The sequence below is a fragment of the Streptomyces sp. 549 genome, assembly GCF_030124175.1.
Classification (GTDB): Bacteria; Actinomycetota; Actinomycetes; order Streptomycetales; family Streptomycetaceae; genus Streptomyces.
The window spans coordinates 40,191-52,834 of the sequence record NZ_JASKMT010000006.1 but is presented as its reverse complement, the minus strand read 5'-3'; the positions used below and the strand labels follow the sequence as shown (position 1 = coordinate 52,834).

25 protein-coding genes are annotated in these 12,644 nt (G+C 71.7%); 22 read left to right on the top strand and 3 right to left on the bottom strand.

Features of this window, described 5'->3' with window-relative positions; all coding sequences use genetic code 11:
* The 5 genes from QNO07_RS09505 (at position 1) to QNO07_RS09485 (ending at position 2,304) form a co-directional block, all read left to right on the top strand.
* Positions 1-618 carry a hypothetical protein gene (locus QNO07_RS09505; protein ID WP_283991287.1) on the top strand — a complete coding sequence of 206 codons (618 nt, stop codon included), beginning with the start codon at positions 1-3 and terminating at the stop codon, positions 616-618.
* A gap of 163 nt (positions 619-781) precedes the next feature.
* The gene (locus tag QNO07_RS09500) at positions 782-1,144 is read left to right on the top strand and encodes an HIT family protein (RefSeq protein WP_283991286.1); all 363 of its coding nucleotides are present in this window, start codon (positions 782-784) and stop codon (positions 1,142-1,144) included.
* Between the two features lie 61 nt (positions 1,145-1,205).
* The gene (locus QNO07_RS09495) at positions 1,206-1,466 is read left to right on the top strand and encodes a hypothetical protein (RefSeq protein WP_283991285.1); all 261 of its coding nucleotides are present in this window, start codon (positions 1,206-1,208) and stop codon (positions 1,464-1,466) included.
* A complete protein-coding gene (locus tag QNO07_RS09490) occupies positions 1,463-1,861 on the top strand; it encodes a DUF3307 domain-containing protein (protein ID WP_283991284.1) in 399 nt (132 codons plus the stop codon). Before QNO07_RS09495 ends, QNO07_RS09490 begins: the two co-directional genes overlap by 4 nt.
* Before the next feature lie 107 nt (positions 1,862-1,968).
* Positions 1,969-2,304, top strand: coding sequence for a hypothetical protein (locus tag QNO07_RS09485; RefSeq protein WP_283991283.1), 336 nt, complete (start codon positions 1,969-1,971; stop codon positions 2,302-2,304).
* A gap of 58 nt (positions 2,305-2,362) precedes the next feature.
* Here the strand turns inward: QNO07_RS09485 and QNO07_RS09480 are convergent, their stop codons facing one another.
* The 3 genes from QNO07_RS09480 to QNO07_RS09470 all read right to left on the bottom strand — a co-directional run bounded on the left by QNO07_RS09480 (position 2,363) and on the right by QNO07_RS09470 (position 3,786).
* Positions 2,363-2,785 carry an NUDIX hydrolase gene (locus QNO07_RS09480; RefSeq protein ID WP_283991282.1) on the bottom strand — a complete coding sequence of 141 codons (423 nt, stop codon included), beginning with the start codon at positions 2,783-2,785 and terminating at the stop codon, positions 2,363-2,365.
* Positions 2,782-3,411, bottom strand: coding sequence for an NUDIX hydrolase (locus tag QNO07_RS09475; protein ID WP_283991281.1), 630 nt, complete (start codon positions 3,409-3,411; stop codon positions 2,782-2,784). Before QNO07_RS09475 ends, QNO07_RS09480 begins: the two co-directional genes overlap by 4 nt.
* A 129-nt stretch (positions 3,412-3,540) precedes the next feature.
* Positions 3,541-3,786 (bottom strand): hypothetical protein, encoded by a 246-nt coding sequence (locus QNO07_RS09470; protein ID WP_283991280.1) that lies wholly within the window; start codon positions 3,784-3,786, stop codon positions 3,541-3,543.
* A gap of 229 nt (positions 3,787-4,015) precedes the next feature.
* Between QNO07_RS09470 and QNO07_RS09465 the strand changes: the two genes are divergently transcribed.
* The 17 genes from QNO07_RS09465 to QNO07_RS09385 all read left to right on the top strand — a co-directional run bounded on the left by QNO07_RS09465 (position 4,016) and on the right by QNO07_RS09385 (position 12,552).
* Positions 4,016-4,339, top strand: a complete 324-nt coding sequence (locus QNO07_RS09465) for a hypothetical protein (protein WP_283991279.1) — start codon at positions 4,016-4,018, stop codon at positions 4,337-4,339.
* On the top strand, positions 4,339-4,524 hold the full coding sequence (locus tag QNO07_RS09460; RefSeq protein WP_283991278.1) for a hypothetical protein: 186 nt from the start codon (positions 4,339-4,341) through the stop codon (positions 4,522-4,524). Before QNO07_RS09465 ends, QNO07_RS09460 begins: the two co-directional genes overlap by 1 nt.
* The gene (locus tag QNO07_RS09455; RefSeq protein ID WP_283991277.1) at positions 4,524-4,913 is read left to right on the top strand and encodes a hypothetical protein; all 390 of its coding nucleotides are present in this window, start codon (positions 4,524-4,526) and stop codon (positions 4,911-4,913) included. The genes QNO07_RS09460 and QNO07_RS09455 overlap by 1 nt, the downstream gene beginning before the upstream one ends.
* Positions 4,910-5,455, top strand: a complete 546-nt coding sequence (locus tag QNO07_RS09450) for a DUF6197 family protein (RefSeq protein ID WP_283991276.1) — start codon at positions 4,910-4,912, stop codon at positions 5,453-5,455. The genes QNO07_RS09455 and QNO07_RS09450 overlap by 4 nt, the downstream gene beginning before the upstream one ends.
* Complete coding sequence (locus QNO07_RS09445; RefSeq protein WP_283991275.1) at positions 5,452-5,667, top strand: hypothetical protein; 216 nt, start codon at positions 5,452-5,454, stop codon at positions 5,665-5,667. Before QNO07_RS09450 ends, QNO07_RS09445 begins: the two co-directional genes overlap by 4 nt.
* An 83-nt stretch (positions 5,668-5,750) precedes the next feature.
* A complete protein-coding gene (locus QNO07_RS09440) occupies positions 5,751-5,933 on the top strand; it encodes a hypothetical protein (protein WP_283991274.1) in 183 nt (60 codons plus the stop codon).
* Positions 5,934-5,947: 14 nt separating this feature from the next.
* The gene (locus QNO07_RS09435) at positions 5,948-6,136 is read left to right on the top strand and encodes a hypothetical protein (protein WP_283991273.1); all 189 of its coding nucleotides are present in this window, start codon (positions 5,948-5,950) and stop codon (positions 6,134-6,136) included.
* A 14-nt stretch (positions 6,137-6,150) separates the two neighbouring features.
* Positions 6,151-6,471 (top strand): hypothetical protein, encoded by a 321-nt coding sequence (locus tag QNO07_RS09430; RefSeq protein ID WP_283991272.1) that lies wholly within the window; start codon positions 6,151-6,153, stop codon positions 6,469-6,471.
* The gene (locus tag QNO07_RS09425; RefSeq protein ID WP_283991271.1) at positions 6,468-6,647 is read left to right on the top strand and encodes a hypothetical protein; all 180 of its coding nucleotides are present in this window, start codon (positions 6,468-6,470) and stop codon (positions 6,645-6,647) included. Before QNO07_RS09430 ends, QNO07_RS09425 begins: the two co-directional genes overlap by 4 nt.
* Before the next feature lie 23 nt (positions 6,648-6,670).
* Positions 6,671-6,877, top strand: coding sequence for a hypothetical protein (locus tag QNO07_RS09420; RefSeq protein ID WP_283991270.1), 207 nt, complete (start codon positions 6,671-6,673; stop codon positions 6,875-6,877).
* A gap of 35 nt (positions 6,878-6,912) precedes the next feature.
* The gene (locus tag QNO07_RS09415) at positions 6,913-7,131 is read left to right on the top strand and encodes a hypothetical protein (protein WP_283991269.1); all 219 of its coding nucleotides are present in this window, start codon (positions 6,913-6,915) and stop codon (positions 7,129-7,131) included.
* Between the two features lie 35 nt (positions 7,132-7,166).
* Complete coding sequence (locus QNO07_RS09410; protein WP_283991268.1) at positions 7,167-7,544, top strand: hypothetical protein; 378 nt, start codon at positions 7,167-7,169, stop codon at positions 7,542-7,544.
* Positions 7,545-7,561: 17 nt separating this feature from the next.
* On the top strand, positions 7,562-8,830 hold the full coding sequence (locus tag QNO07_RS09405) for a hypothetical protein (protein ID WP_283991267.1): 1,269 nt from the start codon (positions 7,562-7,564) through the stop codon (positions 8,828-8,830).
* A 21-nt stretch (positions 8,831-8,851) separates the two neighbouring features.
* Positions 8,852-10,972: a hypothetical protein gene (locus QNO07_RS09400; RefSeq protein ID WP_283991266.1), complete on the top strand. Its 2,121-nt coding sequence runs from the start codon at positions 8,852-8,854 to the stop codon at positions 10,970-10,972.
* Between the two features lie 203 nt (positions 10,973-11,175).
* Entirely contained in the window at positions 11,176-11,760 is a 585-nt protein-coding gene (locus tag QNO07_RS09395) for a hypothetical protein (protein ID WP_283991265.1), read from the top strand.
* A 14-nt stretch (positions 11,761-11,774) separates the two neighbouring features.
* A complete protein-coding gene (locus QNO07_RS09390) occupies positions 11,775-11,993 on the top strand; it encodes a hypothetical protein (RefSeq protein WP_283991264.1) in 219 nt (72 codons plus the stop codon).
* Positions 11,994-12,021: 28 nt separating this feature from the next.
* A complete protein-coding gene (locus QNO07_RS09385; RefSeq protein WP_283991263.1) occupies positions 12,022-12,552 on the top strand; it encodes a DUF6919 domain-containing protein in 531 nt (176 codons plus the stop codon).
* Positions 12,553-12,644: the final 92 nt, after the last annotated feature.

The window sequence follows — 12,644 nt, the reverse complement described above, 5'->3', positions numbered from 1 at the left end:
ATGCACGACCCGCTGACCGTCGCCTTCGAGATCCGCCGCCCCTGGCCGAAGCGTGCCGACTGGCGTACCGACCGAGCCGCCCGCACGAACACCCGCTGGAGGCTCGGCGGCCCATTCTGGGTTGCCGCCGGAGTCGGCCTCTACTGGCCCTGCATGATCACCGTCTGGCACCGCGACCCTTCCGGCTACGACGACACGACCTGCCGCGCCCACCACTGGCGCCTGCACGTCCACCACTGGCGCATCCAGGTGCACCCCCTCCAGCACCTGCGCCGGCGGCTCCTGACCCGCTGCACCTGGTGCCGGGGCCGCTCCCGGAAGGGCGACCCGGTCTGCGTCTCCCGCCAGTGGGACGGACCGCGCGGGCGCTGGTGGCAGGGCGAGCCCGGCCTCTATCACTCGGACTGCTCGAGCATCAAGAGCGCGCACGAGGCCTGCATCTGCGAGCAGCCCGTCTTCGAGCACGACGGGTGGGGTCCGTGTGCCCGCTGCCGAAGGTTCCGGGGCCACCGCATCACGCCCGCCCAACTCGCCCGGGTGCGGGAGCTGGCCGCGATCCCGCACGGTGCTCGCCGAGTCCCGACCGCCCTCGACACCACCCCGGAGGCCGCCTCGTGAGGTCGCGTCTCCACCGTCAGCCGGACCGCACCACCGCACGGCTCCGACGCCGCTGGGACCACTGCCGCACCGGGGCGCACACCGCCTGCCCCGGCACCTGCTCCGGCCAACCCGACGGCCAGTGCTGCACCTGCAACTGCCCCTGCCACACCCAAGGAGACCGATGACCGACCAGCCCTGCCCGTTCTGCGAGATCGTCGCCGGACGCGCACCCGCCACGATCGTCGAGGAGTGGCCCGAGGCCATCGCAATCGTCCCGCTCAGCCCCGTCGTCGAAGGCCACGTGCTCGTGATCCCGCGCGAGCACGTCCCCGACTTCGTCGCCCACCCCAAGGTGTCCGCAGCCACGATGCTCTGCGCCGCCGAACTCGTCGCGGGCATGGGCTCGTACAACCTGATCACCAGCAAAGGGCGGCCAGCCACGCAATCCGTCTTCCACCTGCACCTGCATCTGGTGCCGCGCGCCGAGAATGACGGGCTCGCGCTGCCCTGGTACTCCGGCCGGTCGAAGGCGGGCACCCGGTGAGCGTCTACGGCACCACCTGCGGCCACAGCAACTACGACCACGCCGACACCGAGGAGCAGCCGTGACCAACCCGCCCGGAGGTACAGGGGAGCTGCTCCCCGTCCTCGTGCGCGCCGCAATCCGGCCGCACCTGACCGGCTACACCTCCACCGCCTGCCAGACCGCACACGCCCTCGCTGAGGCCACCGCCGACAAGCTTGAGCGGGCCGCCGAACTCCAGCCGTGGCGCGAACGCATGCACCGCCGCTGCCGGCTCAACCACAAGTTCACCGGGCAGCCGTGCGACTGCCGATGCCACACCACCACCAAGGAGCCGTCATGACCGGAACCGTGGCCCTCGGCCTCCTCCTTGCCCACCTCGTCGGCGACTACCTGCTGCAATCCGACTGGATGGCCAACGAGAAGACGAAGCGGTGGTGGCCCGCATGGGCGCACGCGCTCACTTACGGCCTGCCGTTCCTCCTCGTCACCCAGTCCCCGGCCGCGCTCGCCGTCATCGTCGGAACCCACGCCGTCATTGACCACTACCGGCTCGCCCGGCACGTGGTGTGGGCGAAGAACCTGCTGGCACCGAAGGCGTACCGGCATCCGTGGTCGGAGTGCACTGCGACCGGCTATCACCAGGACCGGCCGCCCTGGATGGCGGTCTGGCTGATGATCATCGCTGACAACACCATCCACCTCGCCATCAACGCCGCCGCCGTCACCTGGCTCTGACACGCGTCGGGGGCGTCCCATGGCCCGGCAGTCGAACACCTGGCGGAGCCAAAACAATCCGTCGGCCAACGCCCCCGCACCCCCGCAGCACCTACCAGGAGAACCCGATGAGCTACGACATCAGCCTCCACCTCACCGTCGACACCGGCGGACCCCAACCCCACGAAGCCGGTTTCGACGTCGGGAACTACACCAGCAACGTCGCCCGCATGTGGAACCGCGCCCTCGGCTACCGGCTCGCCGACCTCCACGACCGCATCGCAGGCGACGCCCTCCGCGACCTTCAGCGGGCCGTCGCTGCGATGGAGGCCGACCCCGACGTGTACCGGCGGATGGAACCCTCGAACGGCTGGGGCGACTACGAAGGCGCGCTCGCCTGCCTCACCCGCCTGCGCAACCAGTGCGCCACCGTGCCCAAGGCCCGCATCTACATCAGCCACTGACCCCGGGCAGCATCGTGCCCCCTGCCAACACCCGGCAGGGGGCACACGTGCGCGCGGGCTACTGGCGCCGCGCAGCGCCCACCAACTCCGCGTCCAGATACTCCTGCACCGGCCCGAACAGGCCGTACGGCACGTACTCCGGGATGTCGCCGTGCGCGACCCACGCCACCTCAGCCAGCTCGTCAGCGTCGGCGACATGCGCCTCGCCCTCCACGACCGAGCACGCCGTGTACGACATGAGCCGGCCCGTCTTCGGATGCACCCGCTCCCCAAGCACCTTCACCGCCTCCACCGTCAGCCCGGTCTCCTCTGCGGTCTCGCGCACCGCCGCCTGCTCCGGCGTCTCACCCGCCTCGATGCCGCCCGCGGGGAACTGCCACATCAACTCGCCCTCGCTGATACGGCGGCGCACCATCAGCACGCGGCCCGCCTCCACGATGACGGCGGCAGCAATGCCGGGCAGTTCGGTGGTCTCGGTCATGCCAGCGCCTCCAAGATGGGCGGGTAGATGCTCTGTTCAGGGATGAAGCGGGTGAGCGCGGTCCGCGGCACCCATGCCACGTCCGCGTTCTCGATCTGGTCCCGGTTGACCGCCTCGCCCATCAGGTATTCGCAGGCGTGGTACTCGGCGACCACCCCTGTCACCGGGTGGACGCGGGACCCCAGGTGGTCGCGGACCGTGCAGCGCACGCCCGTCTCCGCGTGGGTCTCCTCGACCGCGACGACGGCCGGTGTCGCGTCCGGCTTGACCACGCCCGCGGGGAACTGCCACGTCAGCGACGACGAGCCGCGACGGCACACCAGCAGCACGTCATCGCCGCGGGTGACGACAGCGATGGCAACCCGAAGCGCCTGAGTCTCAGCCGTGCCAGCCGTGGGCCGGGTCAGGGCGGCGAATCTGCGGAGCACGGTCGGGTCGGCCCTTCCGTAGGCGGTGTCGAGGAGCTGCTGGGAGTCCATGCGGGGGACGATGGTCGGGTCGGCGTGCCAGCCCGCGACGGTGCGCACGGCGATGTCGAGGTGTTCGGCGTACTGCTCGTTGGTCATGCGGAGCGCGGCTTGTAGGGCGGTTGCGGTGCGGCCGGTCCATGTGCCGATGACGTCCACTATCGGCCCTCTGCTTGGTCGTTTCGGGCGGTCTGCATTGTGGGTGCATTGCCGCTGCATCGTGGCCGCATCAGGGGTTCATGGTGGGCGGTTCGTGGCGCGGCTTGACTCGGCGGCATGGAGAAAACTTCATCGCCCTCTGGCGATTTGCTCCGCGCGGGAGCCGGACATGCCGAGGGCTTCGCCGACTTCCCGCCAGGGTCTGCCTTCCTTCAAGTCGTTGACGGCAGCTCGTTCGAGGGCCTTGACGGCGCGGTCGCCGGCGGCGAGGGCTTCGCGGATTTCGCGGGCTGCGTGGAAGCGCTCGGCGGGGTCGGGGATTGTGGCGAGCCGCCCCGTTTCGGTCTCGATGGCGGAGGTGAGCGCTTCTGTCATGGACGTAGCGTAGGGCCGGTTTGTCGCCACTTCAAGAGTCCCCTTGACAGCGGGGGGTGGGCGGCTACAGGATGTACCTCAGCGGCTACAAGGACCCCCTTGAAGTCGTCACGGCTGTCCACTCCACCGGACCCAGTCCGCGGACAACCACCACAACCGAAAACGGGCCGACCTGCGACTCCACATCGCTGGCCGGCCCTCACCACCAGGCCTTTCGAGAGGACCCCTGATGGCTACCGCCAATCGTAGCGGCATGATCGACCGCGCCGTACCCCAGCCGGGCAACGGCGACTGGGACGACAACGGCCCCGTGATCCCCCGCATCCCCCGACCCCGCCCCGCCACGCCCGCCTCGGTCGTCGGCCCGTTCGGGCCGCAGACCCGGGCCGCGCTCATCGCCGAGTTCCGCACCGCCCGCGACACCCACAACGTCATCCACGGCCGCGCCGTCTACCGGGCCGCCGCCGCCCACGACGACGCGTACCCGGGCGAGCCGTCCCTCGTGGACGAGCTGATCGGCCACCACATCGACGCGCTCACGGCGGTGGCGTGATGCTGCCGACCCGGAACGCGGACGCTCCGAACCCCTACAGCGAGCAGCAGCGCGGCGACAACACGGTGCAGCGCATCGTCGAACGCCTCGACACCGGCCAGCCCGTGCAGCAGTGGCAGGCCGCGGCGCGTGACGCCTACACCAACGCCGCCCACGGCACCACCCAGCCCAAGGCGGTGGCGTGATGGGACGCCTCGCCCGATACGCAGGCGACCGGTTCGCCCGGCAGCGCGCCAACCGCGAAGCCCTCCGCTACCAGAACACCGTCGAGGTCGGCGACGTCCACTACGCGGTCGTCGTCTGCGCCTCCCCGGTCGGCGGCGAAGAGCTGCGAGTCCAGGAGTACCGGTACAACCGGCGCGCCTGGCTCGGCAACACCCCGATGTGCGGCCCGCACTCCGCCGCCTACCTGTGGCTCAACCACGGCCCGCTCCTCACCAGCCCGCCGCCCGGCCTGCGGGACCTGTTCGACCAGTCCGGCGGCGACAGCCTCCCCGTGGACGACGCGACCGGGAAGCGGCTGCTGGACCAGTTCGCCCGTGAGGCGGCCCGGCAGTTGGAGCGTGCCCGATGACCGCCACCGTGCTGGACCTGTCTCCGGCGGATGTGGCCCGGCTGCACGAGGAGATCGGGCAGTACCTCGCCCAGCAGGGCACGCCCACCGCGCACCGGCTCGTCACCCGCACCACCGCCGACCTGGTCGCCGAAGCGCTCGCCAGTGTCCCGGCCCCGGCGCCCGTACTGGACGTGCCGCCGTCGTACCTGCGCTGGCTCCCCGACCGGGTATGGCGGACGGCAGGTCACGCCCGCGCCGTCCGCCCCGTGTCGGTGCCCGAGTACCTGGCGTTGACCGCCCGCGTGTTGGAGCGGCACGGCTGGACGCAGGGCGCGTACCGCACCCGGTCCGGTCGGCGCTGTATCGCCGGCGACTTCCAGCTCCTGCACTGGCTGGGCTACGGGGATGAGGCGACGGCGGACGGTGCGGCCCGCGCGGTCGCCGTGGTCCTTGCCTCCCGGGGGGTGACGGTGCCGTTCGCGGAGTGGCAGGACCGGTCCGGCATCCGCCGTGAGCACGTGCTGAACGTGCTGAACGACGCGCAGGCGGTGGCGTCATGAAGTTTCTCAGCCGCTGGCGCCGCCAGCGACGGGCCTGGGACTGCGACGGCTGCCCGACCATCCCGACCACCGTACTCAAGGACGCTGCCAAGGAACTGGACGGCGGTGACGACCGGAAGGCGCAAGCCCTCGTCGCGAAGGCCGGGCCCGACCACGAGCAGTGCGTGGCCTTCGCGATCCTCGGCCACTGCCAGGTGCTGCCGCCGGACTGACGGCTGCCTGTCCGCCCCCGCACACCACGGGGACGGGCGGGGAGCCGGGACAGCCCCGGGCCACCACGACAAGGAGACGCCGCATGTTCGGACGGACCACCGCCAAGAAGCTCGACGCCGCCGCCGAGAGGCTGCACGACGCCGGGAAGCGCGTCGCCGGTGACCGCGGCGGCCGGGTCGGCGACGCCATCGCCACCGCCACTCTCGGCCCCCTCCGCGACCGCTGCAACACCCCCTGCACCCGCACCGACTGCACCCACGACTGACCCGAGAGGACGTCATGGACAAGCAGACCGCCATCACCCGAGCCCGATACGCATCCGAGCGCGCCGACAAGGCCGTCCGCGACTACGGCCTCAACTCGCCCGTAGCCGTCCGAGCCATCAAGGACGAGGACGACGCCATCGGCCTCGCCCTCAAGCACGGCGCGACCCGGCGCGAGATCAGCCTCGTCGCCGCCCACCGCTGACCCAAGGAGCCCCGGTGCACGCCTACCAGATCACCTCGCAACCGTCGTGGCTGCGGCGTGCGGCCCGCCGGGTGTGGGCGTGCACCCTCCACACCCTCACCGTCGCCCTGTGCCTGCTGCTCGGCGTCGTCGTCCTCACCATCCGCATCACCCGGCCGGTGGTGGAGCTGCTGGCCCGTGCGGCGGTGAGGGCGGAGATCGAGGCCAGCATCCGCACAGGGATGCCGCCCCTCGCCTCCATCATCGGCCGCCGCCTCGCCGAGGAACTGGCCAAGGAATTCCGCACCGGCTGGCGATCCGCCACCGCCCGACCCACCGAAGGAGCACCCCGATGACCCACCCCATCGGCTCCGCCGCCGACAAGGCCGCCACGACCCGCGACCTCCAGGCCGACATCCAGGCCGCCCGAGCCGCGCAGCGCGACCACACCGCTGCCGGACGACACGCCGCCGCCGACCGCACCGCCACCACGGTCAACACCCTGCTCGACGAACTGTCCCGGTGGACCTGACCCCCGACCGAGAGGAGTACGACATGCCGAAGGAACTCCACCACGCGCCCGACCGCAGCAGCCAGACCTGCGGATACCAGATCCAGATCGGTAGCTGGCACAACTCCGGCAACCGCTTCTGCGGCGAGCCCAAGGCGCCCGGCCGGTACTTCTGCCGCCCGCACCACGACTGGGTCCTCGGTGAGTACGGCGAGATCCGTATGGCGCCCGGCAACGCCCCCGGCCGCTAACCCACCAACAGACCACCCCCGCCGAGAGGACCCCGATGAACACCTACGACACCTGGAACGGCAAGCCCCTCCCCGTCCGCCGACAGGCCATCACCCCCGAGATCCACTACCGCATCCACGACCAGACCGGCCAACTCCTCTCCTTCAACTCCACCAACAGCCTCGACATGCTCGCCGCCGACGTACTCCACACGCAGCGCGCACACCCCACCGCCCGACTCCGCATCACCACCTACGACGGCCCCGCCTACTAACCGTCACCCCACCCCGACCAGGAAGGAGACCCGCGATGAGCGGCTGGACCGTCACCGACCGCCCCCGACTTCTCAACAAGGGCTGCACCACCACCTGGTGGGCCCTCAACGGTTCCGGGTTCGCCGCCTCCGCGATCACCCTCGGCATCGCGTTCGGCTCCCTGCCGCTGTACCCCGCCGCGCTGGTCGCCGCCGTCGGCTACGGCCACGCGGCGTGGCGCACCGGCCTGGTCGTCGCTCACAACGGCTGGTGTCGGGGCTGGTGGTGGTGCGACACCCACCACCGGTGCGACGACGGGCCCGGCGACGACGAGGACGACCCGCATCCGCACCCCGACTGCCCGGACGACCAGCTCGCCGCCGAAGTCGAGCAGTGGCTCCGCACCCACAGCACCCACACGACCACCGTCTGACCAGGAAGGACACTCCGATGGGTACCGCTACCGGACACGCCAACGGCACCGAGGTGCCGGGGGCTTCGCACGCGGAGTCGTGGGCGCGGGCCGGTGTCGTCGACGCCGAAGCCGACGCGATCCGCGCCCGCACCGCCGCCGAGGTCGAGGCCAAGCGCATCGCCGCCGAGGCCGCCGCCGAAGCTGTCCGTATCAAGGCCCGCGAGGAAGCCGAACGCCTCCGCATCGCCAACGAGCGGGCCGCGATGCGACTGGAGAAGGAGAAGGCCGACAACGCCGCGAAGATCGCTGAGGCGAACCGCCGCGAGCAGGCAGCCAACCGTGCCGCCGCCGAAGAGCAGGAAGCCGCCGAAGCCGAGAAGGCCGAGAAGGCCGACGCCGAGCAGGCCGTCGACACCGCGACCACCAGGTGGCGCCGGACCGCGAAGAGCTTCTACGGGCTGTGTGCCGCTGTCGCCCTGCCCGTCCAGATGGCCGCGTTCTACCGGCCCGAAGCGAAGTACCTGCTCGTCGCCCCGATCTTCATCGAGGTGATCGCGCTCGTCGCCCTCATCGGCGCCGCCGCCGCAGTCACCGCCGGGCGCCCGCACTGGCACTACCGCGCGGTCGCCTGGGCCGGCGCCCTCACCGCCGCCACGATCAACATCGTCCACGGTCTCGCTGCGTTCGATGTCGCGACCGCGTTCGGCACCGCCCTCGCCTCCGTCGCCGGGCCGGGCATGTGGGACCTGCACGAGCATGGACGGATCGCACGCCGCGACGGCAAGCCCACCTGGCGGCAGCGCCGCGCCGACCGCAAGACGGCCAAGGCCGAGGCCGAGCGACAGGCCGCCGACAAGCTGCTGGCCGCCGAGCGCGAGGCGTACCAGGAGAAGGCCCTGCGCGAAGCCACCGAGCAGCTCGCGGCGCAGCGCGCCGAGCTGTTCCCGAAGGTGTGGCCTCACGCCGTCGTGCTCGCCGCGGCGCTCGGTCAGACGACCGTCACCGACGCGATCTGGAATCGCGCGCACATCGACATTGAGGGCTGCCCGCCCGGCGAGACCGTCGACACGATCCGCACCCGCAACAGCGCGCAGCGGCGCCTCGTCGCGGCCCGCTCCGAAGCCCCCGGAAGCACGCCCAGCAAGGTCACGAACGCGCAGCGTGCAAACCAAATGCCCCGTGCCCAGCGAGGCCCCGCCAGGAAGCCCCCGATCCGCCGCAAGGGCGACACCCAGAAGTACGTGAACGCCGCCCGTATCGCCGCCGCCGAGACCGCCCGCAAGACCGCCCCGAGCGGTAGCTGACACACCGCCGAGGAGACCACCGTGAGCACCGACGTGCAGACCCCCCGCGACACCGACGACGCCGACCACATCGACGACGAGCTCTGGGCCCTCGCCCAGCGCGTCGGTGACCGCATCCCCGTCCCCGCCAAGAACGGCCTACCCCCCGGCGACATCGTGGTCGTCCACGCGAAGCAGCACGCCGCCGACGAGTGGCGCGTCCGGCTCCGTGAAGCCGGACCGGCCATGGTCGTCCTCACCTACACCGGGCGGGCCGTCGGCCTCACCGCGCGCGGCATCGGCACCGTCTGCGGCTGGACCGCCACCGGGGCCGGCGCCGTCACCGTCCTCGCCTGGGAATACCTGCGGGCCCGCGACGAATGGGTACGCGAAGGCGGCCACATCGACAAAGACGGCAAGCGGCGCATCGAAGCCGCCGGCCACCGCAAGGTCATCGCCATGCGCCGCCAGCGGTGGAGGTTCCTCGCCTGGGCCGCCCCGTCCAGCCTCACCGGCGTCGTCGCCGCGGGCTGGTCGGCGTTGGTGTTCGGCGCGAAGATGACCGCCGCCGAATCCATGTGGATCACCCCCACAGTCATGACCGCCGGACTCCTCGCCACGCTCACCGTCTACGGCCGCTACCGACGCCAGTACCGGGTCACCGCCGGCGACGTGTTCGCCCCCGAGCACCACAGCGAACTGGAGGCCGGCGCAGCCGAGGAGGAGGACGACGGCGAGCCGTACCCGCTCAAGCACGCCACCGACACGGCAGACATCGAAGAGTGCGTCCATCGCGCCCTCACCGCCGAAGGCATCGGCGTCCGCACCCTCAGCCTGCGCGGCCAGCACGCATGGGGCTGCGAAGTCGACGTCACCCTCAAGGGCAAAGGCTCCACCCCCGCCAAGGTCAACTCCCTCACCGGCAGCATCGACACCCACCTCGGACTCCCCAAGGGCGGCACCCTCGTCGAGCCCGACATGGACGAGTCCGACCACATCACGCTCCGCCTCGTCCAGTCCGACCCGTTCGCCGGCATGCCCGACCCCGTAGTGCACGTGCCCGGGTCGCTGTCCGTGCGGGACCTCGTCGCCTACGGGCGAGGCATGGACGGCGCACCGCTGGAGTTCCGCCTGCGCGGCATGTCGATGCTCGTCATCGGCTCCTCCGGGTCGGCGAAGACGAAGGGCGCCCTGCGGTCCCTGCTGGAGGCCATCACCGCGAGCAGGGACGCGGTCGCCGTCGAGATGGACCCCGTCAAGGACGGCCTGACCGAGTTCTCCGGCGTCATGGCGGCCCCGCCCATCCGCGGCGGCGAAGCCTGCACCGAGTGGCTGCGGCACCTGCGCGACATGGCGTCCGCCCGCAACCGGGTCAAGAACCGGCTGGACATGGGCGACCTGTGGGAGCCCAGCCCCGAGCACCCGAGCATCTACGCCGTCGTGGACGAGTTCATCTACCTGCCGCAGGAAGCCAAGGACCTGGCGATCGAGCTGCTGCGTGTCGGTCGTGAGACCGGCGTGCACCTGATCTTCGCCGCGCAGGAGGCCACCGAGGACGCGCTGGGTGACGCCGTCGCGTCGGCCGTGACCTACCGGATCATGCTGGCGTCCCGCTCCGAGGACGTCCGCCTCGTCTTCGGCCAGGGGGCCAGCGGCGACGGATACCGGCCGGACCGGCTGCGCCCGGCCGTGGACGACGTGCGGGTGTACGACGCCGGGAAGTTCTACATCAAGGGGCCCGGCTTCGAGCGGCCGATCCTGTGGCGCTGGCACCGCATCAGCCGCGACCAGGTGCAGCGGGCGGTCGCTGACCGCACCGCCCAGGGTCGGCCGTGGTTCGACCACGACACCCTCGCCGCGGCCGGGCTGCTGCACCTGGAGAAGCTCCGGCCGGGCGCCGGCCCCGCCTCCGGCCGGTCGGTTGTCGCCGACGCGATCGAGGCCATGGCCGAGCTGGACGTCGACCGGATGCAGACCGACGCGCTCGCCGCGGCCCTCGCCGACGCGTGGCCCGACGCCTACGACGGGCTGGACGCGGAGGGATTGAAGACGGCGATGAAGGGGGCCAGCGCCGGTGCGCCGATCCCGCTCGGAGTGAAGGGCGAGGACGGCAAGTGGCAGCGCGGATACAAGCGCGAAGCCCTGGCCGCTTTGCCCCGATAAGTCTGCCGATCAGTGGCCGATCGGCGCCGATCAGTGCAGGTCACAGCCGTTCAGGCCACTGATCAGGCGCCGATCAGCCCCACCCCTGATCACCCGCTGATCGGCGCCCCGAACAGCTGTGACCTGCGGTGATCACCCGCCGATCGGCCGCTGATCACCGCCCATACCGCCACAAAATCCGCACCGCCTGGAAGGGGGCCGACATGGCCGGCAAGACCGTCGCCAAGCGCGCCAGCACCCGCAAGACCCGCACCGCCCCGGCGAAGCGCCGCACCACCGCCGCCAAGCGCGCCGCCACCCGCAAGACCCGCAAGGCCAGCCTCACCGGGCGGCTCGCACGGAAGGCCGGCACCTGGGCCGCCCGCGCCCACACCCGCCGCCGCACCGACCGGCACGCCCGTGTCGACGCCGCGATCCTCCGCCGCACCCACGCCGGCTGCGCTAAGTGCGGCGGCCGCGGCGTCATCACCAAGCAGAAGAAGGACGGCACCCTCGCAGGGTCGAAGCCCTGCCCCGCCAAGCCGACCACCACCCGCGCGCCCCGGCTCAAGGTCGCCATCGAAGCCCGCTACGGGCAGGACAAACGCTCCGGCCTCCACGGCTGGTCCTGCCCCTGCGGGAAGCGGGACCGCCCCCGGTACCGCACCCCGAAGGACGCCACCAAGGTGCTCCGCGAGCACGAGAAGAAGCGCCACGGCGGCCAGTCCATCGGCGGCACCTGGTACGTGCAGATCCCCGCCACCGCCACCACCCCACCCACCAAACGCCCGGCACTCGCCGCCGCCTGACGAAGGAGAACGACATGGCCTACACGCGCACCAGCAGGATCTCCGAGACCCCAGACGGCCAGTGGGTCTACGCCGAAACCGATGAGCACACCAACACCCACCGCGTCGTCTGCTCCGGCTGCCCCGACCTCAAGGACGTGCCTCACAACTCCCGCGCCGGAGCGATCCTCGCCGCCTCCTACCACGCCGAACACGACCCCAACCAGCAGCACGTCCCCACCCGCAAGCAGTAACCCGCCACCTGACGAAGGAGACCGAACCATGAGGCGCAAGCACGTCCAGCAGGAGTGGAAGGACGCCCGCACCCTGCACGACCTCGGGCAGCTCATGGCCCGCTGGCTGGAGGGCCGCATCCGCTGGTGCCCCGGCTACTGCGGCGACCGCATCGACGCGGAGACGCTGCCGCTCGTCCGGCACCTCGCCGCCTACAACCGCAGCGGGTGGCTCACCGTCGACTCCCAGCCCGGCGACACCTCCGGCCAGTGGCGGCAGCGCGCCGCCGTCCAGGGCTACGCGCCTGCTCCCGTCGCTGACCGCATCGCGCGCACCGCCCAGCAGGCCGGGCTCCTCGTCTCCCTCGGGCAGCCGCTCGACGCCACCACCCGCAACGGGCGCACCGTCGCCTGGTACGGCGAGCCCCTGCCCGACCGGGACCTGCGCGCCCAGTGGGGCAAGGTCGGTGCCGGCGCCTACGACGAGCTGCGCCGCGCCCGCCACATCACCGTCGCCGCACCCGAGTTCGGGCCCGCCGGCAACCGGATGTGGCCGCTCCTCACGGACGCGCTCCGCTGACCGCACACCCGACCGGCCCCGCCCGACCACTCCCCGGGCGGGGCCCAACCGCGAGAGGATGAACCCATGAGCTACCGCCCGTACCCGAACCC

Coding starts and splice junctions, on each gene's coding strand:
- QNO07_RS09480 (WP_283991282.1), bottom strand. CDS start 2,785: ATGACCGAGACCACCGAACTGCCCGGCATTGCTGCCGCCGTCATCGTG.
- QNO07_RS09485 (WP_283991283.1), top strand. CDS start 1,969: ATGAGCTACGACATCAGCCTCCACCTCACCGTCGACACCGGCGGACCC.
- QNO07_RS09470 (WP_283991280.1), bottom strand. CDS start 3,786: ATGACAGAAGCGCTCACCTCCGCCATCGAGACCGAAACGGGGCGGCTC.
- QNO07_RS09410 (WP_283991268.1), top strand. CDS start 7,167: ATGAGCGGCTGGACCGTCACCGACCGCCCCCGACTTCTCAACAAGGGC.
- QNO07_RS09395 (WP_283991265.1), top strand. CDS start 11,176: ATGGCCGGCAAGACCGTCGCCAAGCGCGCCAGCACCCGCAAGACCCGC.
- QNO07_RS09425 (WP_283991271.1), top strand. CDS start 6,468: ATGACCCACCCCATCGGCTCCGCCGCCGACAAGGCCGCCACGACCCGC.
- QNO07_RS09455 (WP_283991277.1), top strand. CDS start 4,524: ATGGGACGCCTCGCCCGATACGCAGGCGACCGGTTCGCCCGGCAGCGC.
- QNO07_RS09445 (WP_283991275.1), top strand. CDS start 5,452: ATGAAGTTTCTCAGCCGCTGGCGCCGCCAGCGACGGGCCTGGGACTGC.
- QNO07_RS09490 (WP_283991284.1), top strand. CDS start 1,463: ATGACCGGAACCGTGGCCCTCGGCCTCCTCCTTGCCCACCTCGTCGGC.
- QNO07_RS09440 (WP_283991274.1), top strand. CDS start 5,751: ATGTTCGGACGGACCACCGCCAAGAAGCTCGACGCCGCCGCCGAGAGG.
- QNO07_RS09420 (WP_283991270.1), top strand. CDS start 6,671: ATGCCGAAGGAACTCCACCACGCGCCCGACCGCAGCAGCCAGACCTGC.
- QNO07_RS09500 (WP_283991286.1), top strand. CDS start 782: ATGACCGACCAGCCCTGCCCGTTCTGCGAGATCGTCGCCGGACGCGCA.
- QNO07_RS09435 (WP_283991273.1), top strand. CDS start 5,948: ATGGACAAGCAGACCGCCATCACCCGAGCCCGATACGCATCCGAGCGC.
- QNO07_RS09385 (WP_283991263.1), top strand. CDS start 12,022: ATGAGGCGCAAGCACGTCCAGCAGGAGTGGAAGGACGCCCGCACCCTG.
- QNO07_RS09405 (WP_283991267.1), top strand. CDS start 7,562: ATGGGTACCGCTACCGGACACGCCAACGGCACCGAGGTGCCGGGGGCT.
- QNO07_RS09450 (WP_283991276.1), top strand. CDS start 4,910: ATGACCGCCACCGTGCTGGACCTGTCTCCGGCGGATGTGGCCCGGCTG.
- QNO07_RS09460 (WP_283991278.1), top strand. CDS start 4,339: ATGCTGCCGACCCGGAACGCGGACGCTCCGAACCCCTACAGCGAGCAG.
- QNO07_RS09415 (WP_283991269.1), top strand. CDS start 6,913: ATGAACACCTACGACACCTGGAACGGCAAGCCCCTCCCCGTCCGCCGA.
- QNO07_RS09390 (WP_283991264.1), top strand. CDS start 11,775: ATGGCCTACACGCGCACCAGCAGGATCTCCGAGACCCCAGACGGCCAG.
- QNO07_RS09465 (WP_283991279.1), top strand. CDS start 4,016: ATGGCTACCGCCAATCGTAGCGGCATGATCGACCGCGCCGTACCCCAG.
- QNO07_RS09505 (WP_283991287.1), top strand. CDS start 1: ATGCACGACCCGCTGACCGTCGCCTTCGAGATCCGCCGCCCCTGGCCG.